Here is a 20,336-nt window from a genome sequence, read left to right as displayed (position 1 = left end):
CCAAGCCCCTTCTGGTCAGTCTCTGTTGAACAGGATCACGTTGCGCTTTGCCGATCCGGTTTTGGTGTCCGCAATCGCCTCATTGATCTGATCCAGCGACCATCGGCCCGAGATCAACTCGTCCAGTTTCAACCGCCCTTGATCATAGAGGTCGATCATCCACGGGATATCGCGCTGAATAACCACATCACCCATTTTAGAGCCAACGATTCCCTGGCCCAGCGCTGCCAAAACGACCGGCTCATAAGTGGACATATCACCCGAATGCGGCATGCCGATCATGATCGCCTTGCCGCCCCGCCCCAGATATCGTGGCGCTTGATCATAGGCCGGGATCGCGCCAACAGTGATCAGGACCACGTCTGCACCGCGCCCACCCAGCGCCTTGAAGGCGGCTTTCCAGGGGTGCTGAGTGCTGGCCAACACACCATGCGTTGCCCCGAACTCCTTGGCGATTTCCAGCTTCTCCTCGGTCATGTCGACGGCCACGATCCGCCGTGCGCCGGCAAGCCGCGCGCCCTGAATGGCGTTCAGCCCCACGCCGCCAGCGCCGATTACAACCACGTCCTGACCCGGACGAAGCTTGGCGGCATTCACCGCAGCACCGACCCCGGTGATGACCCCGCAAGACAGCAGACTGGCAACATCTTTCGGCATGTCCGATGGGATTTTGACGATCTGCCGGTGGCTTACAACGACCTTTTCGGCAAAGGCACCGCAGGCCATCGCCTGATCCAGTGGCCCGTTGTCCGCGGTCCGCAATGGGCCTTTCACGGTATCATAGGGTGTCTCGCATATGGTTGGCTGTCCGCCCGCACAGGACGGGCACGTCCCGCATGCACGGATCAGGGTGACAACGACGGCATCCCCAACCTTGAAATCGCCGACAGCATCACCGATTGCCGTAACAACCCCAGCAGCCTCATGCCCGTAAACGGCGGGCAGATGGCCACCCCACGCGCCGCTGGCGAAGGTGATGTCGGAATGGCAAATCGCGACCGCGTCAAGAGTTACCTCAACCTCACCCGTTGCAGGGGGCGCGATCAGAATATCCTCGATAACCAGAGGTTCGTTGAATGCCCGACATACGGCGGCTTTTATTTTTTGCATGCTGGTATTTGCTCCCTTTTCGGCACGGTGGCGCGGGAAACCGCAGGCCGCAAGACAGAAACCGTCATCAATGCGTCGTTGTTACGCCACGGCAGGGCGCGCGCGCAAAAACATCGCGAATCCCGCGCACATCAGCAACATGGCAAGTAGGAAAGGCGCGCCGGGCAGGTAGAATGTCGCGTCCGGTCTTATGAATTGCGCAAACACGGTCGTCATCACCAGCGGGGAGATTACCATCGACAGAGCATGCAGTGAGGTGAGCACACCCTGCAACTCTCCTTGCTGGGAGTCCGGAGTCGCCCGGGACGTCAGCGCCTGTAGGGCAGGGGTGACAACAGCGCCGATCGCAGTAATGGGGATCAGCATAAGCGCGATGAACCCTTTGGTTAGAAACGCCAGTAGAAAAAAGCTGACAATCTCAAACGCCATACCATAGATAATTGTGACCCTCTCGCCCAGATACCGTGTTGCGGGGCGGATCAGGCCACCTTGAACAGCGGCCATCCCAATTCCGTAGATGCCCAGCGACAGGCCGATCATCTGGGGTGACCAGCCGAATCGTTCAGTCGTGAAATAGGCCCAGATTGCAGGATAGACGTAGATAGAAACCGAATAGAGGAAATAAACCCACAGCATTGGACGGATGCCTGGCAGCGCGGCGATTGCGCGCAAAGAGTTCACGGGATTGGCGCGTCGCAAGCTGAAGGCACGGCGTGTTTTGTCGGTCACCGTTTCCGGCATCACCATCAAGCCGAGTAGAAAAGACAGGGCTGACAAGACGGCAGCCGCCCAGAACGGCGCGCGGGTGCCATATTCGCTCAGCCCTCCTCCGATCACGGGGCCCAGCACGAAACCAACACCGAACGCCGCGCCCAAAAGGCCAAAGTTCGCGGCCTTTTCATGGGGCTTTGAGACATCTGCCATGAAGGCGGCCGCGGTGGCATGGGTGGCGGCCGTGATACCGCCGACAATCCGTCCGATCAGTAACAGCCATATGCTGCCGGCCAGCGCCATCACCACATAGTCAAGGGACATGACAAACAGCGAAACCAATAGAATCGTGCGTCGTCCATAAGCATCAGACAGATTGCCGAGGATTGGCCCGAACACAAACTGCATCGCAGCAAAAGCCGTGCTGAGAACTCCGCCCCAAATCGCCGCATCGGCCAGCGTGCCGCCCTGAACCTCGACAATCAGTTCCGGCATGATCGGCAACACCAGGCCGATACCCATCGCATCGATCATGACCGTGCCGAGAACGAAGAGAAAGGGTAAACGCATGGTGACCGCTCGTGAGTTTCACCGGGACCCTATCACGCATCGTTCACCTGTGAAGCACTTACGTCGCTTGGTTACGCCGCAGGCAGACTCTGTTCCAGATCATTCAGAACTTCCGCCAGATGACGCGGGTGCGAGAAAAACGGGGAATGCGCACTGTCGATCGCCCTGCGTAATCCTTCGGGTGCGATGTGGCTCATCTGCTCTTCGTATTCCGGTGGGATCGTACGGTCATCTGTGGCGCGGATATAGGCCTTGGGAACGTGCGCAAACTTGTCGGTCAAAGACAAAGGTGTCTCTTGCGGCGCGATGGCCTGCGGACACAGGCGCGCAAGGGCATAGGGCACCGTTTCGGGCGGGCAATCATGGTAAAAAATATCTCGGACCGCGCCTGGCTTGACGGTGTATGCCTGTCCATCGGTTGACTTTTCAATTGCGTCGGTGATGAGCTGGCGCGGGGCACGTCGGCGCATCTCGATCATGGAAAGCCCGTCTTGCGGGACATAGGCGCACAGATATATCAGCGCGCGCATTGCTTTGGGGTCGGCCTCAGCAGCGGCGCTGACAGGATAACCACCCCAGGAATGCCCAACGACAATTGTCTCCGGCGCAGAGGCTGACAACACCGCGTCGCGGCAACTGTCCAACGTGACATCCGCAATCGGTGTCGGGTCCGAGCCGTGGCTTGGCAGGTCAATGGCGCGAACAGTATGCCCAAGTGCGGTTAATGGCGGAATCAGATCACGCCAGCACCAGGCGCCATGACAAGATCCATGGACCAACAGAAAATCTGCCACAATCTTGCTCCTTCAAATATGCCCGATGTAGGTCAGGAAACTTCGCAGCAGCGCGGCGTATTCCAATGGTTGTTCAACACAGGGCAAGTGCCCCGCCCGGCGCATCAGCTCGAACTTGGAACCCGGGATCAGGTCGATCGTTTCGCGCACGAGGTCGGGCGGAGTCGATCCGTCCTCACTGCCTGCAATTCCCAGTGTGGGAAGGCGCAGGCCGCTGGTGGGCGTGTAGAAATCGGTGCCAGAAATTGCGGCGCAACATCCAAGATAGCCGCCTACTGGCTGCCGCACCATCATGTTGCGCCACAGCAGGTGATCCGGCGAAGCGCGGAATGATCTGGAAAACCACCGCTCCATCGTCGCATCGGCAAGTGCTTCGATACCACCTTGCCGAACCGCATCCATCCGCTCTTGCCAGATAGAAGGCGTGCCGATCTTGGCGGCGGTGTTCGACAGGACCAACGCACGAACCTGATCCAGACGTTTTACGGCCAGACCCTGCGCGATCAAACCGCCGATGGAAAGGCCAACAAAAACACAATCCCGAACCTCCAGATGATCCAGCAGGGTTTCGGTATCGCGGACCAACGCACCCATCGAATAGGGGGCTGGCGGTTGTGACGACAAGCCATGCCCGCGCTTGTCAAAACGGATGATGCGCAGACCTGTGGGAAGATGAGGCAGCACCGCGTCCCAAAGACGCAAATCGGTACCTAGTGAGTTGGCAAAAACGATGGGCGCGCCGCTCGGATCACCATCGACCCGATAGTGCAGACGCACCTCTCCTATATCCAAGATTTGCATGACTTAATCCCCTATCGTCATACGTTGATGTAGCAAAGAGACTGGACTATTGACCTGTGTCAGGTCAAGAATTTCAGTGCTTTGCCAAAGACTTCGGGGTCTGCATTGCCCCCTGACGCCACGACAATCACTGCGTCACCTTCGATTTCATCCTTTCGAAACAGTGCCGAAGCCAGCGATGCGGCGCCTCCGGGTTCCAGCACGATTTTCAAACGTAGAAACGCCAATGCCATTGCATGCATCGCTTCTTTCTCTGTGATCGTCAGACCCGGCCCGCATAGGCGGTGCATGATCGGAAAGGTGATGTTTCCGGGCTGCGGCGTCAGGATCGCGTCGCAGATATTGCCCGCAGTCGCGGTGTTGCCTTCTATCTGCCCCGTGGCCAAGGATCGTTTGACATCATCAAAGCCCTCAGGCTCACACGGGCGGGTGCGAAGGCCGGGTGCGTGGCCTTCAAGTGCCAGCGCGATCCCCGAGGTCAGACCGCCACCACCGCAACACACCAGAACATCGGCTTGTTCCACGCCCATGGCTGCCGCTTGCCTGGCGATCTCCAGCCCGGTTGTGCCCTGACCGGCAATCACCTGAGGCTCATCGTAGGGGCGGATCAGGGTTAGGCCACGTTCAGCCGCCAGTGCCTCGCCAATTTCTTCTCGGCTCTCGTTTGATCGATCGTACAAAACAACCTCACCACCCAGCGCACGGGTGTTGTCGATCTTCAGCCGTGGCGCGTCCGAGGGCATGACGATCACCGACGATGTCCCGTGCATAGCCGCCGCATGCGCGACCCCCTGCGCGTGGTTGCCAGAGGAATACGCAATCACGCCGCGCTGCCGTTCTGCATCGCTGAGCGCGGAAATCGCCGACCAAGCGCCACGGAATTTGAAACTGCCGGTATGCTGCAAGCATTCAGGCTTGACCAACACACGCCGCCCGGCCAGTTCATCCAGAAAAGGCGAGGTCAGCAAAGGCGTTTCCCGAATGTGGCCCTGTAACCGCCCGGCGGCGGCTTCGATCATCTTCAATGTCGTCATAGTTTGCCAATTACCTTACGGATAAGGTCCAGAGACTGCGGTTCGTCCAGAAACGGCACATGGCCGCGATCAGGGACGTCGGCGGATATAAGACCGGGATGGCGTCTGTGCATTTCATCAAGCGTGTTCTTGCCCAAGACGTCTGAGTTCGCACCACGAATAACTCCGGTCGGGATGTCGCGCAGTGCGTCGAAGAACATCCACATATCGGGCGTAGCACCAGCCGCTGCCTGATCCAGAAGCGCAGTCCGTAACGCGGGGTCATAGCGCAGGACCAACCCCGTTTCGGTCTGTTCGTACTGTATTTCAGCTTGCTGCCGCCATCGGTCCAGCGACACACCGGGGAAATGCTGCGCCATTGCAAGCTGTAGCGTCTTCGCGGCCTCATCATAGGTGCTTGAGGCGGGTTGTTTGCCTACATAGTCCATGATCTTGGCAATGCCGACGGGTTCGATCACCGGGCCTACGTCGTTGAGAATCACAGCCGAAAGACGCTCGGGGTGGCTGGCCGCCAGCGCCATGGCTATCAGACCGCCGCGCGAGGTGCCAAGAAGGACCACGCGCTCAACGCCCAAATGATCCAACAACTCGATCACATCGTGGGATTCGCGAAAGATGTTGTAGTTCATGAAATCCGGATCGTGATCCGATTGGCCACGCCCCCGGTAGTCCATCGTGATCATTCGCAGGTCAGTGACATGCGGTGCGAGAAACGAGAAATCCCGGCTGCAACGGGTTAAACCGGCAAGACACAGCAGCGGGATTCCTGCGCCGGTATCCGAATAAAACAGGCGTCTGTCATCGGAGGTGGTGAAAAAAGCCATTAAAGCCCAGCGAGTTGAGGGATCGTCGTCAGGTCGCACAGTACATGCGCTGGTGTCCAAGGCAAGCGGTCTATCGGCTCGTTGGCTCTGTTTACCCACGCGGTGACGAATCCGTATCCGCTGGCTCCTGCCGCATCCCAACCGTTTGAACTGACGAACAAAACGTTATCCCGTTCGCCACCAAAGCGTTTCTGCACCAGATCGTAGACACTGGAATGCGGTTTGAAGACGCCGACGCTTTCGACCGAAAGTACGTCGTCCAGCACGTCACCAATACCAGCCGACTGCACCGCGCCGTCCAACATCGGCAATGAACCGTTCGACAGGATCGCGGTTTGCAAACCTCCGGCTTTCAGGTCGGCCAGCATCTGGGGAACTTCCGGATAGGCCTGCAACTGCCAGTACAGGTCCAGCAGACGCTGACGCAAGACCGCGTCGCCTTCCAGCCCCGAGGCCTCAAGCGCCCAATCCAACCCATCTTGTGTGACGTCCCAGAAATCGGCATGCGCACCCGTGATCGCGCGCAGCCACGTATACTGCAGCTGCTTTAGCCGCCAGTTATTAGCCAACTCGGGCCATTTCTGCTGCAGTTTCTCGAATCCGGGTTCGGCTGCAGCCTGTCGCGCGGCTGCGGCCACGTCGAACAGCGTACCATAGGCGTCGAATACACAGGTGGTGATAGGCATCAAGTCTTCTCCCTTGGTCAGGCGCAGCGTGTCACAAGAGTTCGGGACGCAAAAGAGGGAAGGGTTTACAATGCCGTGACAGACCCTAGGCTGTGCCGTTCAATTTCCCAACGGCCGGAGGCCACCCATGACCGAGATCAAGCAAGGCGACACGGTTCGCATTCACTACAAAGGGACACTGCTGGACGGTAACGTCTTCGACAGTTCCGAAGGACGTGATCCGTTGGAGTTCGTTGTCGGGTCGGGTCAGATCATTCCGGGGTTGGACACGGCTATGCCTGGCTTGACAGCAGGCGAGAAAAAACGCGTTGAGATCGCTTGTGTCGACGCTTACGGACCCATCAACCCTGCGATGCGGCAGCAGATTCCACGCGACGGTATCCCGGATGACATCCCTTTGGACCTCGGTACGCAGTTGCAGATGCAAGCGCCTGATGGGCAAGCCCTGCCTGTGACGGTTGTGGATGTGGACGAGGCGACCGTTACCCTCGATGCCAACCATCCGCTGGCAGGGCAGGACCTGATTTTCGATATCGAAGTCGTCTCGATCAACTAGGTGACTTGGGTCGGTGTTTGAGGATCAGCCTGAAATCAGGCTGGTCCAGTTTGCAAGGGCTTCGCGTGTATTGGGCTGTGTGAGAAACACGAAAAGCACCAGCAATGTGGTGAGGGCCAGCAACGCGATACGTCCGCGACGGCCCAAGAACCCCGATTTGCGCCGGGACACCTTTGAGGTGTTTGCGATGATTTGGTCTGCTTTGCTCATGCCGTTATCCTTGCCGACGAAAGATGGTTAAATCTTGGCAAGGACAGGGAAAGTTCAGGTCACATGTGATCGGGTTGTGGCATACCCAGAACGTGGAAGCCACCATCGACGCGAATGACCTCACCCGTTGTGCATATCCCGGCGTCAGAGGCCAGATACACCGCGGTGCCGCCAACGGCCTCTAGCGTTGCATTGGACCGCATGGGCGCATTCTGGTCACAAAACTTGTAGGTTTTGCGCGCGCCGCCGATGGCTGCCCCGGCGAGCGTTTTCATCGGCCCGGGCGAGACTGCGTTTACGCGTATGCCATCGGGGCCCAGATCGTTGGCCAGATAGCGCGTGGCCGATTCCAATGCGGCTTTTGCCACACCCATCACGTTATAGCTGGGAACCACACGGTTCGAGCCCTGATAGGTCAATGTAATCAGGGAACCGCCATTCTCTTTCATCATCGGATGCGCCCGGCGGGCAACCTCGATGAAAGAGTAAACTGAGATATCCATTGAGTTCTTGAAATTCGCCCGCGAGGTGTTCAGAAATCGACCCGTCAATTCGGACTTGTCCGAAAAGGCGATGGCATGAACCAAAAAGTCAATGGTTGGCCAGCGTGCGGCCAACTCGTTGAAGGCCCGATCCAGCGAGGCATCATCGGTGACATCCGTATCCACCATGAAGTCGCTTCCGATGCTCGCGGCCAGCGGCTCCAGACGTTTGCCGAATGCTTCACCCTGATAGGTAAATGCAAGCTCTGCGCCCGCTTCGTGCATGGCTTTGGCAATGCCCCACGCAATTGACCGGTCATTCGCCACGCCCATGATCAGGCCACGCTTGCCCTTTAAAAGATCCGACATCATTGTTACCCGCTATACTTTGACAAGACCATGGACCCATTTGTTCCGCCAAAGCCGAAGCTATTGGTCATCACACTGTCCAAACCTGCGTTTTCAACCACTTGAGTGGCAATTTCACCGGGCTGGATGCCTTCGGCTAGTGTTTCAACATTGATCGATGGCGCGATAAAGTCATGCTCCAGCATCAAGAGGCAGAAAACCGCCTCAAGCGCGCCGGCTGCGCCTTGCGCATGGCCCGTCAACGACTTGGTCGAAGAAATCGGAGGCACTTTGCCTTCACCAAAGATGCGGCGAACCGCTTCGACCTCACCCACATCGCCGACCGGGGTCGAGGTGCCGTGTGCGTTGATGTAATTGATCTTGCGGCCTTCGGGCAGGGTTGCCAGTGCCAGACGCATCGCGCGCTCACCACCTTCACCCGAGGGGGCCACCATATCATGCCCGTCCGACGTAGCTGCAAAGCCGGTCACTTCGGCATAAATCTTTGCGCCGCGAGCCAGCGCGTGCTCCAGATCTTCCAACACCACAATGCCGCCGCCGCCGGAGATTACGAAACCGTCGCGGTCCGCATCAAAGGTCCGCGAGGCTTTCTCCGGGGTGTCATTGTATTTCGAAGACATCGCGCCCATGGCGTCAAACAGGCACGACAGCGTCCAGTCCAGTTCTTCCCCGCCACCGGCGAACATGACATCCTGCTTGCCCATCATGATTTGCTCGGCTGCGTTGCCGATGCAATGCAGCGAGGTCGAGCAGGCCGACGTGATTGAATAATTGAGGCCCTTGATCTTGAATGCCGTCGCCAGGTTGGCCGAAATTGTCGAAGACATGCATTTGGGAACCGCAAACGGTCCGATCCGCTTGGTGGCACCGGTTTTCAGCACAGTCTGATGTGCCGTGAGCATCGCGCTTGTCGACGGGCCGCCAGATCCTGCAACCACACCCGTGCGCGGGCTTTGCACATGATCTTCGGTCAAACCGGAATCAGCTATGGCCTGTGTCATGGCGATATGAGCGTAAGCTGCACCAGGGCCCATGAACCGCAGGGTGCGTTTGTCCACGTGCTCGGCCACGTCAATATTCAATGACCCGGCGATCTGGCTGCGAAAGCCATGTTCGACCATCTGCTCGTTGGCCTCAATGCCGGATTTGCCTGATTTGAGCGAGGCGAGCACCTCTTCGACATTGTTCCCGATCGAGGAGACGATCCCCATACCGGTGACGACGACGCGACGCATATGCGTACTCCTGTGTTCCGTTCCCTTTTACATTGCCGAAAGCTGGGGTCAGCTATCAGACAATGCAACTTTCATGTCCTTGACCTGATAGATGACTTCGCCATCCGCTTCGACCCGACCGTCAGCGACACCCATGGTCAGACGACGGGTTTGTACGGCTTTTGTGAAGTCGACGAAATACTTTAACACCTTTCGATCCGGGCGGACCATACCGGTCAGCTTGACCTCGCCCACACCCAGCGCATAGCCACGTCCTTGCCAGCCGCGCCACCCGAGGTTGAAGCCGGTCAGTTGCCACAACCCGTCAAGACCAAGACAACCCGGCATGATTGGGTTGCCGGGAAAATGACAGTCAAAGAACCAAAGATCCGGAGTGATGTCGAACTCGGCAATCACGTGACCCTTGCCATGCGCACCACCATCGCCGGAAATCTCGGTAATACGATCCATCATCAGCATTGGTGGGGCAGGCAGCTGCGCGTTGCCGGGGCCGAATAACTCGCCACGGGCGCATTTCAGCAGATCGTCCTTGTCAAAGCTGCTCGGGAATTGGGCCATTATGCCGCCTCTCCTGCCAGGGGTCTGTTTATGTTATCTGGCCTCGTCTAGCACCCGTATGCAAGGTCCTGCAAGAGCGGTCGCCAGTACCATGAGATGTTCCGAGGGTCCTTTGCGACTGAATTTCATTTGAAATTGCCTGTCCACAGCACTTATATATAGTTCAGCAAATAACAGGTATCGGATCTATGACACCTCAGAGCCAGAACATAGCCACGACTTGGTTGGTCGACGCAGGGTTGCGTCCGACGCGTCAACGCGTTGCACTGGCGGAGTTGCTGGTGGGGGACGGGCTGCACCGCCACGTCACAGCAGAAAGCCTTTTTGAAGCGGCGAAAAAAAACGGCGATGCCGTGTCCCTGGCAACTGTCTATAACACGCTGCGCGCGTTTTGCGACGCTGGTGTGTTGCAGGAAATCACCGTGGACGGGTCGAAAAGCTATTTTGATACCAACACGCATGATCATCCCCATTTCTTTTGGGAGGATGAGGGCCGTCTAAGCGATGCGCCGTCAGATCAGCTTGTGATTCAACGCCTGCCCCAAGCACCAGACGGCGTGGAAATCGCCTCGGTCGACGTCGTGATCCGTCTGCGGAAAAAATAACGTAACGTTTCTTTTGTGAGCAGAGCGTAATTTGGAAAGCTCTGAATTGCGGCGTTTTAACATGTGTGCGCGGACAAAGGGTGACTTGGTGATAGCACCGCCGGAACTCCAGTGTTGAGCAAAGCCAGCCGCCGGGTGCGGAGTCGTGCGCCTGTAGTCAGATACCCAGTACCACGCGTTTCCTTTAAGATATGGGTTGAACACCGGGGCAGTCTCATGCCCAGATCACGCAGGCCTACGGAACGGAGACAGGCATGACGCACCCATTGGTCACGCAAGAGATGATCGATACCTATCAGCGCGACGGTGTCGTGCTGATCAAAGGTCTTTTCTCTGATCATGTTGAAGACCTCAAAGACGGTGTGGCCGAAAATATGGCGAATCCGGGCCCGTACGCGTCGGACAACAGAAAACAGGGCGAGACAGGATTGTTCTTCGATGACTATTGCAACTGGTCTCGGATTGATCAATTTCGAAACGTCATCGAGAACTCTCCGGCCGCCGAAGTCGCGGCGGACTTGATGCAATCGCGAACCGTGCAGGTATTCCACGATCATGTACTGGTGAAAGAGCCCGGCACGTCGATGGCCACACCATGGCATCAGGACGGGCCGTACTATTTTGTCGAAGGTCAGCAAACGATCAGCTTTTGGTCGCCACTTGACCCGGTGCGAGAAGCCACGCTGCGTTGCGTGGCTGGGTCGCATCTGTGGGAGAAAGAGGTCTTGCCCACCCGCTGGGTGTCGGAAGAGGGATTCTTTCCGGATGAGGGTCAGTACATTCCCGTCCCGGACCCGGATGCCGAGGGGATGACGGTCGTCGAGTATGAAATGGAGCCGGGTGACGCGGTGGCGTTCAATTACCGTACGCTTCATGGCGCGCGCGGAAACCGGTCCGATAGTCGTCGCCGGGCGTTTTCCCTGCGTTTTGTCGGGGACGATGCGCGCTATGTCGAACGTCCGGGCCGGACGTCGCCGCCGTTTCCCGGACACGATATGACCCCTGGCCAGCGCCTGCGTGAAGATTGGTTCCCAGTCCTGCTCAGGCGTTGACCTCAGAACCACTGCCCCGGCTCGATGAGTCCAAGATCAAGCAATTGGCCTGACGTCCACTGAAAGGGCACCGAGTTTTGCCAGCAGAAACTTGGGATATCGAAGGTTGAGCCTGCGTTGCTTTTTAACGCTTTCGCCGCGCGGAAAGAACATATGGCTGCGGTCAGGTTGTGGTGCCAGGGGCACGAGTAGGTGTTGTATTCCGGTTCGTTGAACGTGTGATCGGGGCGGAGTTCCAAGCCATTTTGCGATTTGAACAGAGCGATGCGGTCAATCCGCCGGCGCTCATACGGGATGTGATCCTCGAATCGCCATCGCAGACCGCCCGACATATCCAATTGCCGCTCAACCGGGTGCCCCTCTGCATCATGGCGTGAGCGGGCGTAGTATCCTGTGCTGTCCAACATCGCGCGTTCCGGTGACACGCCATTCGGAAAACTGTTCAGGTCATCGGCGTACAGGTCGATCACGTGGCTCAGCATCGCGTCCCGGCGTTCCTCGGTGTGGAAGGTCAGCAATTCGCCAACCGTGCGGGTCTCACAAAACGGAAAGAACAGGTATTCGGCGTTGTAGCAGTAGTACATCCAGATGTTCGGAGCGGCCTGAATGATCCGGTTGATGGTGTCGAAGACAATCGCGCCGGGAACACAGGTCAGGTTGACGCGGTGGATACGGTCCACAAGCGCGGGGTCCAGCGTAAAATCTTGCGGCATGAAGGCAATCACAGACTTAAAGCCAAGATGCAAATGATGCCGGAGGGTGCTGTCGACCTCGATGTTGTCCTCGGCAAAAATGAGCGCAACAGGACCTTCTGCAAGGGCTGATCTGCCTGAGTTCAGGAAAACGTCGAATGAGTCGTATTGCATTGCCTGTCCGGTTCCACTTGGCTGGAATCTGCGTTCAAAATCGGGTATCCGCCTTGGCATTGCAAGCGGCGTTCGTCGGGTATAGATGACGCCGATCCCGCGAACGCAAAGGCCATACCCATGTCAGAACCCAAAAAGCTGTACATCAAAACCTATGGTTGCCAGATGAACGTCTATGACAGCGAACGTATGTCCGAGACGCTGGGCGGGCAGGGCTATGTTGAAACCAAAAGCCCGGAAGACGCGGATATGATCCTGCTGAATACCTGCCACATCCGGGAAAAGGCCGCCGAAAAGGTCTATTCCGAGCTTGGTCGGTTCAAAGGGTTGAAGGCGGAAAAGCCCGACCTCAAGATCGGCGTGGCAGGATGTGTTGCGCAGGCCGAAGGCGAAGAGATCATGCGCCGACAGCCTTTGGTCGATTTGGTTGTGGGGCCGCAAAGCTACCATCGGCTACCCGAGATGGAGGCGAAGACGCGCACTGGCGCCAAAGCGCTGGACACGGATTTCCCCGAGGAAGACAAGTTCGAAAAGCTCAAGAACCGCCCAAAGGCAAAACGCGGCCCAACAGCGTTCCTGACCGTTCAGGAAGGCTGTGACAAATTCTGTGCCTTCTGTGTTGTGCCCTATACGCGCGGGGCCGAGGTGAGCCGCCCGGCTGATCGCATCATTCGTGAGGCGCAAGATCTGGTTGAACGTGGTGTGCGCGAGATCACTCTGTTGGGTCAGAACGTAAATGCCTATCACGGGGCTGGACCCAACGGGGATATGACCCTTGCGGGATTGATCTGGGAATTGAATAAAGTTGATGGGTTGGAACGTATCCGCTTTACCACCTCGCACCCCAATGACATGGCAGATGACCTGATTGAAGCGCATGGAACCTGCAACAAGCTGATGCCGTATTTGCACCTGCCGGTGCAATCGGGATCAGACCGTATTCTAAAGCGAATGAACCGCAGCCACACAGCCGAAAGCTACCTTCGTCTGATCGAGCGTATTCGCGCCGCACGCCCTGATATCGTGATGTCTGGCGATTTCATAGTCGGCTTTCCTGAAGAAACCGAAGAAGATTTTCAGGCGACCTTGGACCTCGTGCAAGCGGTAAAATACGGCTATGCATACTCGTTTAAATATTCCACCCGCCCGGGCACACCTGCAGCCGAGCGGCCCCAGGTGGACCCCGATGCAGCGGATGATCGCCTCCAGCGTTTGCAGGCTTTGATCACGCAGCATCAGCGCGAAATTCAGGATGCAATGGTTGGGCGCAAGGTCAGCGTGCTTTTTGAAAAACCCGGCCGTCTCGCTGGGCAAATGGTCGGAAAATCCGAGTATTTACATTCGGTTCACGTATCCGGTGCCGATGTTGCAGTGGGCGAGTTAAGGGACGTACGGATCACAAACTCAGGTGCGAATTCGCTGGCTGGTGAACTGATCTGAAGCTGAAAACAAGTGCTGTTTGAAAGCCATAGTCAGGATTTATTCCAGTCGTTAACCCTTGATTTATGACTGGCAACTATGTTCCCAGAAAGATTAGTTTTTTGAACCGGGTCATTGGTTCCTAAAGCTACGTACTGTGCTGACCCGTTTGTTGGGTCGATGGAGGAGACGAGTGGAAACCCTGACGCGTTGCTTTGCACCCAACATGCGATTCTTAGCCCCGATCGTGCTGGTGCTTTCATTTCTTTCCGGTGCGACGTTTGCAGGCAACCTGAATACTGGGCTGACTGATCCACCGGTTGCCAGTCCGAAACGCCTGGATGCTGATGTAAGCGCGTTCTATCTTGGGCTGAGCGCGGGCTACGCCTCCACTGGAACGGACCAGTTTGGTCTTCGTACCCCTGCAGATCTATTTGCGATAGGCGAGCTGGATTTGAAAGGCGGCTATGGTGGTCTCCGCGGGGGATGGCGTGGCAGCGTACCTGTGACCGGCGGGCGCGATTATGTCTATGGATTTGAAATCGGATACGATTTTGGCAAGATAGAAGACGACGCGTCGACAGATATTGGCTCTGTTTCAGTTTCGGGAGGGTCCGAAGTTTCGGACATCCTCTCGTTGCGGTTTCGCAATGGTGTAACGAACAAAAGCGGCAAGATTTTGTACTTCCTTACAGTCGGTTATGTGCAGGGCGATGTGACAACCACAAGCGGTCTAGAGTTGGGATCAACAATTCAATCCTTTTCAGACAGCGACACGCGCAATGGCTTTTCGGCGAGTATTGGTGCAGAACACAGGCTGAACGAAAACTGGTCCATCACGGGTGAGTTTGAATACGTTCAGTTCGACTCGCGTGAGGTTGAATTCGGCAATGGCTTCTCGACCGAGTCAACTCCTAAATACCGCGGTTTGCGCTTTGGATTGAACTATACGTTCTGAGACTGCCAACTGTTGTAGGCGGACGCGGTTTCGGCGGTTTTACCATCCGTTTCTTAAAAAATGAAACTGTGGCTTGCGCCCACCGAGAATTGTTGTCTACGCTTGGAGCATTAACGCCAAGACAGGAGAACGGATTGGCCATCGGTGCCCTTACCCCACCGCAAGATGACATGCCCCCGCGCGAGGCGTTTGTTGAATTCCCTGACAACCGGTTGTTGATTGATTTGTGCGGCGAGTATGACCGCAATCTAACCGACATCGAGCAAAAGCTGTCCGTCCAGATTGTGCGTCGCGGCAATCAGTTGGCCGTCATGGGCGATGAAGACGCTCAGAAACAGGCGATCGAGGTTTTGCAGGCGCTCTATACCCGTCTGGAAGGCGGTCGCGACGTAGAGGCCGCTGATGTAGACCGTGAGCTTCGGATGGGCGTATCGGAACAAGGAACCGGCAGCCGCGACGGTGACCAGCTTGAGATGTTCAGAGGCGGCACGGTCGAGATAAAGACAAGGAAAAAACTGGTTGAACCACGCACGGATGCGCAAAAGGCGTATGTTCAATCGCTGTTCAGCAACGAACTGGCCTTTGGCATTGGCCCGGCCGGGACTGGCAAGACGTACTTGGCCGTCGCCGTAGGTGTTTCGATGTTTATTGGCGGGCATGTAGATCGGATCATCCTCAGCCGTCCCGCGGTCGAAGCTGGTGAAAAGCTGGGCTATCTGCCGGGTGACATGAAGGACAAGGTCGATCCGTACATGCAGCCGCTGTATGATGCATTGAACGACTTTCTTCCCGGCAAGCAACTGGCCAAATTGATCGAGGAAAAGCGTATCGAAATCGCGCCGCTGGCCTTTATGCGAGGGCGGACATTGGCCAACGCGTTCGTGGTTTTGGATGAGGCGCAGAACGCCACAACTATGCAAATGAAGATGTTTCTGACGCGTCTTGGTGAAGGCAGCCGGATGGTGATCACTGGTGATCGGTCGCAGGTCGACTTGCCGCGTGGGGTCCAGTCTGGGCTGACGGATGCTGAGCGTCTACTAAAAACGATCCCCAATATCAGCTTCAACTATTTCACCTCTAAAGACGTGGTGCGGCATCCGCTTGTCGCCGCCATCATCGAAGCGTATGAGGCCGACTCAGGCCGCGAGGCGGGTTAAACGTCCGGGGCTGCAGGCTTTGGGCGTCGTAACATGAACCTTGAACTGACCATTGAAGATGCGCGCTGGCAAGGGCTGGAACCCTTGGCCACGCAGTCCATCCAGGCCGTGTTGGAGTATTGCGGCCTGGACAGTGATCTGTGCGAAATCAGTCTGCTGGCCTGTGACAATGCACGGATCGCTGAGCTGAACGCGGAGTTCCGGGAAAAGCCTGTGCCGACAAATGTGCTCAGCTGGCCGTCCGAGGATTTGGCGGCACAAGAACCGGGGCAGGTTCCGACATCTCCGGCGGCGGATTTCTCAGGGGAAATCGCGCTGGGGGATATCGCGATTGCCTATGAAACATGCGCAAGAGAAGCGGAAGAGGCTGGAAAACCGATGGATGATCACGTCAGGCATCTGATTGTTCACGGCACGTTACACTTATTGGGCTACGATCACATTCGTGACCCCGACGCCACTTTGATGGAAAGGGTTGAGGTCGCTATACTTGGCAAAATGGGTGTCGATGACCCATATAGGATATAGACGGGCCACAACGGCCGATTTTTTGGAACAGGACAATGGGTGATACAGACGGCAGTTCTATGGCGGCGCAGAGCGCGCAACCTACGAACGGCGGTGATGCTGGCAAAGAGAAAGCTGGCATCTTCTCTAGAATAGTGGATGCGTTCTCGCCGCAGAGCGAGGATGAGGTCCAGGTGACGAACGGGCAAGATGTCGACAAGGTGCAGCCGCGCGGCATGATCAATCTGCGACGGATGCGGGTCGAGGACGTGGCTATCCCCACGGCTGAGATCATTTCTGTCCCCTCGACTATCACGAAAGACGAACTGGCGCAGGTGTTCCGTGACAGCGGCCTATCCCGGATACCGGTCTATGAGGGCACCTTGGATACGCCTTTGGGCTTCGTGCATCTCAAGGACTTTGCGCTGACCCACGGGTTCAATGGTGGGTCGACCGAGTTCGATCTGGTGTCAATGCTTCGGACATTGCTGTTTGTTCCACCCTCGATGCCGATTGGCGTTCTGCTTACCAAGATGCAGACCGAGCGTCGCCACATGGCGCTGGTGATTGATGAATATGGCGGTGTTGACGGGTTGCTGACCATCGAAGACCTGATTGAACAGGTCGTAGGTGAAATCGCTGACGAGCATGACGCGGATGAAGATCAGCTTTGGGTTCAGGAAAAGCCCGGCTGCTATATCGTGCAGGCGCGTGTTCCATTGGAAGAGTTCGAAGCGGAAATCGGACGCTCGCTTACCAGTCACGAAGACGTGGATGAGGAAGAGATCGACACGTTGGGTGGGCTGGTCTTCATGCTGTCGGGTCGCGTGCCCGCGCGGGGTGAGGTTGTTCTGCACCCCGAAGGTCCGGAATTCGAAGTGATTGATGCCGACGCACGCCGGATCAAACGTTTGAAGGTCATGTTGCCGGGCCGTGCCGCATGAACCCAGCCAAGGGTTGGCCGTTTTGGCTGAGACTGGTTATGGCGTCACTGCTTGGCGTGGTGGCGGCGTTTGGTCTTGCACCTTTCGGGATATGGGCTGCAACATTGGTTGCGTTGGTGCTGCTGTCACCGTTGCTTCTGTCAACCGAAACACGCGGTCAGGCGGCGTGGATTGGTTGGTTTTTTGCCACCGGTTACTTCGCCCATGGGCTCAGTTGGATCACCGAGCCTTTCTTCGTTGATGCCGAGCGGCACGCCTGGATGGCACCGTTTGCGTTGGTCTTCTTGGCGGGCGGGCTGGCCCTGTTCTGGGCGCTTGCCTTTTGGATCGCACGGCGGCCGGGCGCGGCCATGGTGCGTCAGGCAGTTTTACTGGCATTGGCGGTGTCTTTGACAGAATACGCTCGTGGCTATGTGTTGACCGGTTTCCCTTGGGCAGGGCTGGCGCAGGTATGGGTTGGTTCGCCAATGGCGCAGGTTTTGTCGTTGTTTGGACCGTACGGTTTGGGGGCAGTGACACTGTTGGCGACGCTGCCTTTGGGTGCGGCCTTGACGCAGCGCGGCGGTTTTATCCTGCCGCTGGGCTTTACAGTCGGCGCTGCTTGTTTTGCACTGGTTTACGCCAGTTCCCGCCCAGAGGTGACAGAGACTGATCATGTCGTACGGCTTGTTCAACCCAACGCGCCTCAGCATCAGAAATGGGACCCGGATTATGCGCCCGTATTCTTCGCGCGTCAGATCGAGTTCACTGCGACAGCCCCCCGGCCTGACCTGATCGTCTGGCCTGAGACGTCGATCCCGGCATGGTTGGGCAGCGCTCAACCTTATCTCGACGCAGTTATCGACGCGGCGCAGGGAACACCGGTGTTTCTGGGAATTCAGCGGGGGGATGGGCCGCGTATCTACAACTCGATGATCTACTTGGATGAGACCGGCCAGCAGGCAGGGCTGTATGACAAGCACCACCTTGCCCCCTTCGGAGAATACGTGCCGTTGGGAAACCTCATGGCAGAGTTCGGGATTCATGGTATGGCGACCACAGCGGGACATGGGTTCAGCTCTGGTCCCGGGGCGGCTCTGATGGATGCTGGCAAACTGGGGAAGGCGTTGCCGTTGATCTGTTACGAGGCTGTTTTTACACAGGATATCTTGTCAGCACCGGGGCGTGCGGACTTTTTGCTGCAAGTCACCAATGATGCCTGGTTCGGCACTTGGTCTGGCCCGTATCAGCATCTTGCACAGGCACGGATGCGGGCGATTGAGCAAGGATTGCCCATGATGCGGTCTGCCAATACAGGCGTGTCGGCGATGATCGACCCGTTGGGGCGCATCACGGACGCGCTGCCTTTGGGACAGGCAGGGTTCATTGATGCAAAACTGCCTGCACCGCATGCCCCAACTGTCTATGCGCGGATCGGGGATGTTCCCGTATTTGTCCTGCTGGCGGCTATGTTCGCGCTGCTTTGGCGCAACGTGCGGCGGGATCATTCTTAATTACCGATTGACCCTTTGGTTTACTGCGCGTATCCCCACGAAAGCCCGTCACAACGGCTTCCTGGCGTGATGGGGGAAATCTTAATGGAGCACTTTCATGTCCAGACAGAACTACACATTCACTTCGGAGTCCGTATCCGAAGGGCACCCGGATAAGGTTTGTGACCGTATTTCGGATGCCGTCCTTGACGCATTTCTGAAAGAAGAACCAGAAGCACGCGTGGCGTGCGAAACCTTTGCAACCACTGACCGCGTCGTCATTGGTGGAGAAGTAGGTCTGTCTGATCAGGAAAAGCTGCACGACTATATGGGCCGCATTGATGAGATCGCGCGCGCCTGTATCAAGGATATCGGGTATGAGCAGGACAAGTTCCACCACGAAACCGTCGAAGTGACAAACCTGCTGCACGAACAATCCGCCCATATTGCGCAGGGTGTGGATGCCTCAGACGAAAAAGAAGAAGGCGCTGGTGATCAGGGCATCATGTTCGGATATGCTACCACTGAGACACCTGCGCTGATGCCAGCACCGATCCAGTATTCTCATGCAATCCTGCGTCGTTTGGCCGAGGTGCGCAAGAACTGCACTGAGCCCGCGCTTGGGCCTGACGCGAAATCGCAGCTTTCGGTGGTGTATCGTGACGGGAAACCGGTCAGCGTCAGCTCGATCGTGTTGTCGACACAGCATCTGGACGAGGCGCTGAGTTCAGATGATATCCGCGCGATTGTTGAGCCCTATATTCGCGAAACGCTGCCCGAAGGCTGGCTGACCAATGAGACCGAGTGGCACGTGAACCCCACCGGCAAGTTCGTCATTGGCGGACCAGACGGCGATGCCGGTCTGACGGGACGCAAGATCATTGTGGATACCTATGGCGGTGCTGCACCGCACGGCGGCGGCGCGTTTTCGGGGAAAGACCCGACGAAGGTAGACCGTTCCGCAGCGTACGCGGCGCGCTATCTGGCCAAGAACGTGGTGGCTGCGGGCATGGCAGAGCGCTGCACAATCCAGCTGAGCTATGCGATTGGTGTCTCGAGACCTCTGTCGATTTATGCCGATACGCATGGCACCGGTCAGATCGCAGATGCTGTGATCGAAAAAGCGGTCGGTCAGGTTATGGATCTTACCCCGCGCGGCATTCGTGAACACCTGCAACTGAATAAGCCGATATACCAGCGCACCGCGGCCTATGGCCATTTTGGCAGGGAGCCGGACGCTGATGGCGGCTTTAGCTGGGAGCGTACCGATTTGGCTGATGCGCTGAAAGCAGCCGTCTGAACCATTGCTATCAAAAGGTGCGCCCTTGCGGGCGCGCTCTATGGTTTGAAAATGCGGCAAGTGGCGGCCCGTTAACTGCACGGGCACGGCCACCTCTTGCCTCAATGTCGCCTGCG

The 20,336-nt window shown here is 57.1% G+C and carries 22 protein-coding genes and 1 riboswitch; of the genes, 10 read left to right on the top strand and 12 right to left on the bottom strand.

What is annotated here, in order from left to right; all coding sequences use genetic code 11:
* Nucleotides 1–15: 15 nt before the first annotated feature.
* From ACXAET_RS09090 to ACXAET_RS09060, 7 genes are all read right to left on the bottom strand, one after another.
* Nucleotides 16–1,110, bottom strand: coding sequence for a Zn-dependent alcohol dehydrogenase (locus ACXAET_RS09090; protein ID WP_475183892.1), 1,095 nt, complete (start codon nt 1,108–1,110; stop codon nt 16–18).
* Nucleotides 1,111–1,191: 81 nt separating this feature from the next.
* Nucleotides 1,192–2,391, bottom strand: coding sequence for a TCR/Tet family MFS transporter (locus tag ACXAET_RS09085; protein ID WP_475183890.1), 1,200 nt, complete (start codon nt 2,389–2,391; stop codon nt 1,192–1,194).
* Between the two features lie 71 nt (nt 2,392–2,462).
* Nucleotides 2,463–3,185: an alpha/beta fold hydrolase gene (locus ACXAET_RS09080; protein ID WP_475183888.1), complete on the bottom strand. Its 723-nt coding sequence runs from the start codon at nt 3,183–3,185 to the stop codon at nt 2,463–2,465.
* Nucleotides 3,186–3,197: 12 nt separating this feature from the next.
* Complete coding sequence (gene pcaD / locus ACXAET_RS09075; protein WP_475183886.1) at nt 3,198–3,986, bottom strand: 3-oxoadipate enol-lactonase; 789 nt, start codon at nt 3,984–3,986, stop codon at nt 3,198–3,200.
* A gap of 59 nt (nt 3,987–4,045) precedes the next feature.
* On the bottom strand, nt 4,046–5,020 hold the full coding sequence (locus ACXAET_RS09070; protein ID WP_475183884.1) for a threonine ammonia-lyase: 975 nt from the start codon (nt 5,018–5,020) through the stop codon (nt 4,046–4,048).
* On the bottom strand, nt 5,017–5,844 hold the full coding sequence (locus ACXAET_RS09065; protein ID WP_475183882.1) for an alpha/beta fold hydrolase: 828 nt from the start codon (nt 5,842–5,844) through the stop codon (nt 5,017–5,019). Before ACXAET_RS09065 ends, ACXAET_RS09070 begins: the two co-directional genes overlap by 4 nt.
* Nucleotides 5,844–6,530: a haloacid dehalogenase type II gene (locus tag ACXAET_RS09060; RefSeq protein ID WP_475183880.1), complete on the bottom strand. Its 687-nt coding sequence runs from the start codon at nt 6,528–6,530 to the stop codon at nt 5,844–5,846. Before ACXAET_RS09060 ends, ACXAET_RS09065 begins: the two co-directional genes overlap by 1 nt.
* 127 nt (nt 6,531–6,657) lie before the next feature.
* Here ACXAET_RS09060 and ACXAET_RS09055 point away from each other — a divergent pair, with 127 nt between their 5' ends.
* On the top strand, nt 6,658–7,086 hold the full coding sequence (locus ACXAET_RS09055) for an FKBP-type peptidyl-prolyl cis-trans isomerase (RefSeq protein WP_475183878.1): 429 nt from the start codon (nt 6,658–6,660) through the stop codon (nt 7,084–7,086).
* Nucleotides 7,087–7,110: 24 nt separating this feature from the next.
* On the opposite strand, the gene ACXAET_RS09050 is transcribed toward ACXAET_RS09055, so the two are convergent.
* The 4 genes from ACXAET_RS09050 to fabA are packed head-to-tail and all read right to left on the bottom strand — an operon-like array spanning nt 7,111 to nt 9,940.
* Entirely contained in the window at nt 7,111–7,296 is a 186-nt protein-coding gene (locus tag ACXAET_RS09050) for a hypothetical protein (RefSeq protein WP_068337776.1), read from the bottom strand.
* Between the two features lie 59 nt (nt 7,297–7,355).
* Nucleotides 7,356–8,147 carry an enoyl-ACP reductase FabI gene (locus ACXAET_RS09045; protein ID WP_475183876.1) on the bottom strand — a complete coding sequence of 264 codons (792 nt, stop codon included), beginning with the start codon at nt 8,145–8,147 and terminating at the stop codon, nt 7,356–7,358.
* Between the two features lie 5 nt (nt 8,148–8,152).
* Nucleotides 8,153–9,382 (bottom strand): beta-ketoacyl-ACP synthase I, encoded by a 1,230-nt coding sequence (fabB, locus tag ACXAET_RS09040; RefSeq protein ID WP_475183875.1) that lies wholly within the window; start codon nt 9,380–9,382, stop codon nt 8,153–8,155.
* Between the two features lie 48 nt (nt 9,383–9,430).
* Entirely contained in the window at nt 9,431–9,940 is a 510-nt protein-coding gene (gene fabA / locus ACXAET_RS09035; RefSeq protein WP_475183873.1) for a bifunctional 3-hydroxydecanoyl-ACP dehydratase/trans-2-decenoyl-ACP isomerase, read from the bottom strand.
* Nucleotides 9,941–10,128: 188 nt separating this feature from the next.
* On the opposite strand from fabA, the gene irrA reads away from it, so the two are divergent.
* Nucleotides 10,129–10,545, top strand: a complete 417-nt coding sequence (gene irrA / locus ACXAET_RS09030; protein WP_068337773.1) for an iron response transcriptional regulator IrrA — start codon at nt 10,129–10,131, stop codon at nt 10,543–10,545.
* A gap of 254 nt (nt 10,546–10,799) precedes the next feature.
* Entirely contained in the window at nt 10,800–11,597 is a 798-nt protein-coding gene (locus tag ACXAET_RS09025) for a phytanoyl-CoA dioxygenase family protein (RefSeq protein ID WP_475183871.1), read from the top strand.
* Nucleotides 11,598–11,599: 2 nt separating this feature from the next.
* On the opposite strand, the gene ACXAET_RS09020 is transcribed toward ACXAET_RS09025, so the two are convergent.
* On the bottom strand, nt 11,600–12,463 hold the full coding sequence (locus ACXAET_RS09020) for a hypothetical protein (protein ID WP_475183869.1): 864 nt from the start codon (nt 12,461–12,463) through the stop codon (nt 11,600–11,602).
* A gap of 120 nt (nt 12,464–12,583) precedes the next feature.
* Here ACXAET_RS09020 and miaB point away from each other — a divergent pair, with 120 nt between their 5' ends.
* From miaB to metK, 7 genes are all read left to right on the top strand, one after another.
* Nucleotides 12,584–13,903 (top strand): tRNA (N6-isopentenyl adenosine(37)-C2)-methylthiotransferase MiaB, encoded by a 1,320-nt coding sequence (miaB, locus tag ACXAET_RS09015; RefSeq protein WP_475183867.1) that lies wholly within the window; start codon nt 12,584–12,586, stop codon nt 13,901–13,903.
* A 172-nt stretch (nt 13,904–14,075) separates the two neighbouring features.
* Entirely contained in the window at nt 14,076–14,840 is a 765-nt protein-coding gene (locus tag ACXAET_RS09010) for an outer membrane protein (protein WP_475183865.1), read from the top strand.
* 134 nt (nt 14,841–14,974) lie between these two features.
* The gene (locus ACXAET_RS09005) at nt 14,975–15,997 is read left to right on the top strand and encodes a PhoH family protein (RefSeq protein ID WP_475183863.1); all 1,023 of its coding nucleotides are present in this window, start codon (nt 14,975–14,977) and stop codon (nt 15,995–15,997) included.
* Between the two features lie 33 nt (nt 15,998–16,030).
* Nucleotides 16,031–16,525: an rRNA maturation RNase YbeY gene (gene ybeY / locus ACXAET_RS09000; protein WP_475183861.1), complete on the top strand. Its 495-nt coding sequence runs from the start codon at nt 16,031–16,033 to the stop codon at nt 16,523–16,525.
* Nucleotides 16,526–16,560: 35 nt separating this feature from the next.
* Nucleotides 16,561–17,448 carry a hemolysin family protein gene (locus ACXAET_RS08995; protein WP_475183860.1) on the top strand — a complete coding sequence of 296 codons (888 nt, stop codon included), beginning with the start codon at nt 16,561–16,563 and terminating at the stop codon, nt 17,446–17,448.
* Nucleotides 17,445–18,941, top strand: coding sequence for an apolipoprotein N-acyltransferase (gene lnt, locus ACXAET_RS08990; protein ID WP_475183858.1), 1,497 nt, complete (start codon nt 17,445–17,447; stop codon nt 18,939–18,941). The genes ACXAET_RS08995 and lnt overlap by 4 nt, the downstream gene beginning before the upstream one ends.
* Before the next feature lie 42 nt (nt 18,942–18,983).
* Nucleotides 18,984–19,033, top strand: a riboswitch (SAM-SAH riboswitch).
* Between the two features lie 5 nt (nt 19,034–19,038).
* Complete coding sequence (gene metK / locus ACXAET_RS08985; RefSeq protein ID WP_475183856.1) at nt 19,039–20,220, top strand: methionine adenosyltransferase; 1,182 nt, start codon at nt 19,039–19,041, stop codon at nt 20,218–20,220.
* The last annotated feature ends 116 nt before the right edge of the window (nt 20,221–20,336 follow it).

The sequence above is a fragment of the Ruegeria sp. AWH4_226 genome (genome assembly GCF_056159225.1).
The sequence above is the reverse complement of the archived record's forward strand: the minus strand, read 5'-3'. Positions and strand labels throughout refer to the sequence as shown.

Bases quoted from the DNA above. Each gene is read 5' to 3' on its own strand.
- ACXAET_RS09090 (WP_475183892.1), bottom strand. From the start codon at position 1,110: ATGCAAAAAATAAAAGCCGCCGTATGTCGGGCATTCAACGAACCTCTG.
- ACXAET_RS09085 (WP_475183890.1), bottom strand. From the start codon at position 2,391: ATGCGTTTACCCTTTCTCTTCGTTCTCGGCACGGTCATGATCGATGCG.
- pcaD (WP_475183886.1), bottom strand. From the start codon at position 3,986: ATGCAAATCTTGGATATAGGAGAGGTGCGTCTGCACTATCGGGTCGAT.
- ACXAET_RS09070 (WP_475183884.1), bottom strand. From the start codon at position 5,020: ATGACGACATTGAAGATGATCGAAGCCGCCGCCGGGCGGTTACAGGGC.
- ACXAET_RS09065 (WP_475183882.1), bottom strand. From the start codon at position 5,844: ATGGCTTTTTTCACCACCTCCGATGACAGACGCCTGTTTTATTCGGAT.
- ACXAET_RS09060 (WP_475183880.1), bottom strand. From the start codon at position 6,530: ATGCCTATCACCACCTGTGTATTCGACGCCTATGGTACGCTGTTCGAC.
- ACXAET_RS09055 (WP_475183878.1), top strand. From the start codon at position 6,658: ATGACCGAGATCAAGCAAGGCGACACGGTTCGCATTCACTACAAAGGG.
- ACXAET_RS09050 (WP_068337776.1), bottom strand. From the start codon at position 7,296: ATGAGCAAAGCAGACCAAATCATCGCAAACACCTCAAAGGTGTCCCGG.
- ACXAET_RS09045 (WP_475183876.1), bottom strand. From the start codon at position 8,147: ATGTCGGATCTTTTAAAGGGCAAGCGTGGCCTGATCATGGGCGTGGCG.
- fabB (WP_475183875.1), bottom strand. From the start codon at position 9,382: ATGCGTCGCGTCGTCGTCACCGGTATGGGGATCGTCTCCTCGATCGGG.
- fabA (WP_475183873.1), bottom strand. From the start codon at position 9,940: ATGGCCCAATTCCCGAGCAGCTTTGACAAGGACGATCTGCTGAAATGC.
- irrA (WP_068337773.1), top strand. From the start codon at position 10,129: ATGACACCTCAGAGCCAGAACATAGCCACGACTTGGTTGGTCGACGCA.
- ACXAET_RS09025 (WP_475183871.1), top strand. From the start codon at position 10,800: ATGACGCACCCATTGGTCACGCAAGAGATGATCGATACCTATCAGCGC.
- ACXAET_RS09020 (WP_475183869.1), bottom strand. From the start codon at position 12,463: ATGCAATACGACTCATTCGACGTTTTCCTGAACTCAGGCAGATCAGCC.
- miaB (WP_475183867.1), top strand. From the start codon at position 12,584: ATGTCAGAACCCAAAAAGCTGTACATCAAAACCTATGGTTGCCAGATG.
- ybeY (WP_475183861.1), top strand. From the start codon at position 16,031: ATGAACCTTGAACTGACCATTGAAGATGCGCGCTGGCAAGGGCTGGAA.
- ACXAET_RS08995 (WP_475183860.1), top strand. From the start codon at position 16,561: ATGGGTGATACAGACGGCAGTTCTATGGCGGCGCAGAGCGCGCAACCT.
- lnt (WP_475183858.1), top strand. From the start codon at position 17,445: ATGAACCCAGCCAAGGGTTGGCCGTTTTGGCTGAGACTGGTTATGGCG.
- metK (WP_475183856.1), top strand. From the start codon at position 19,039: ATGTCCAGACAGAACTACACATTCACTTCGGAGTCCGTATCCGAAGGG.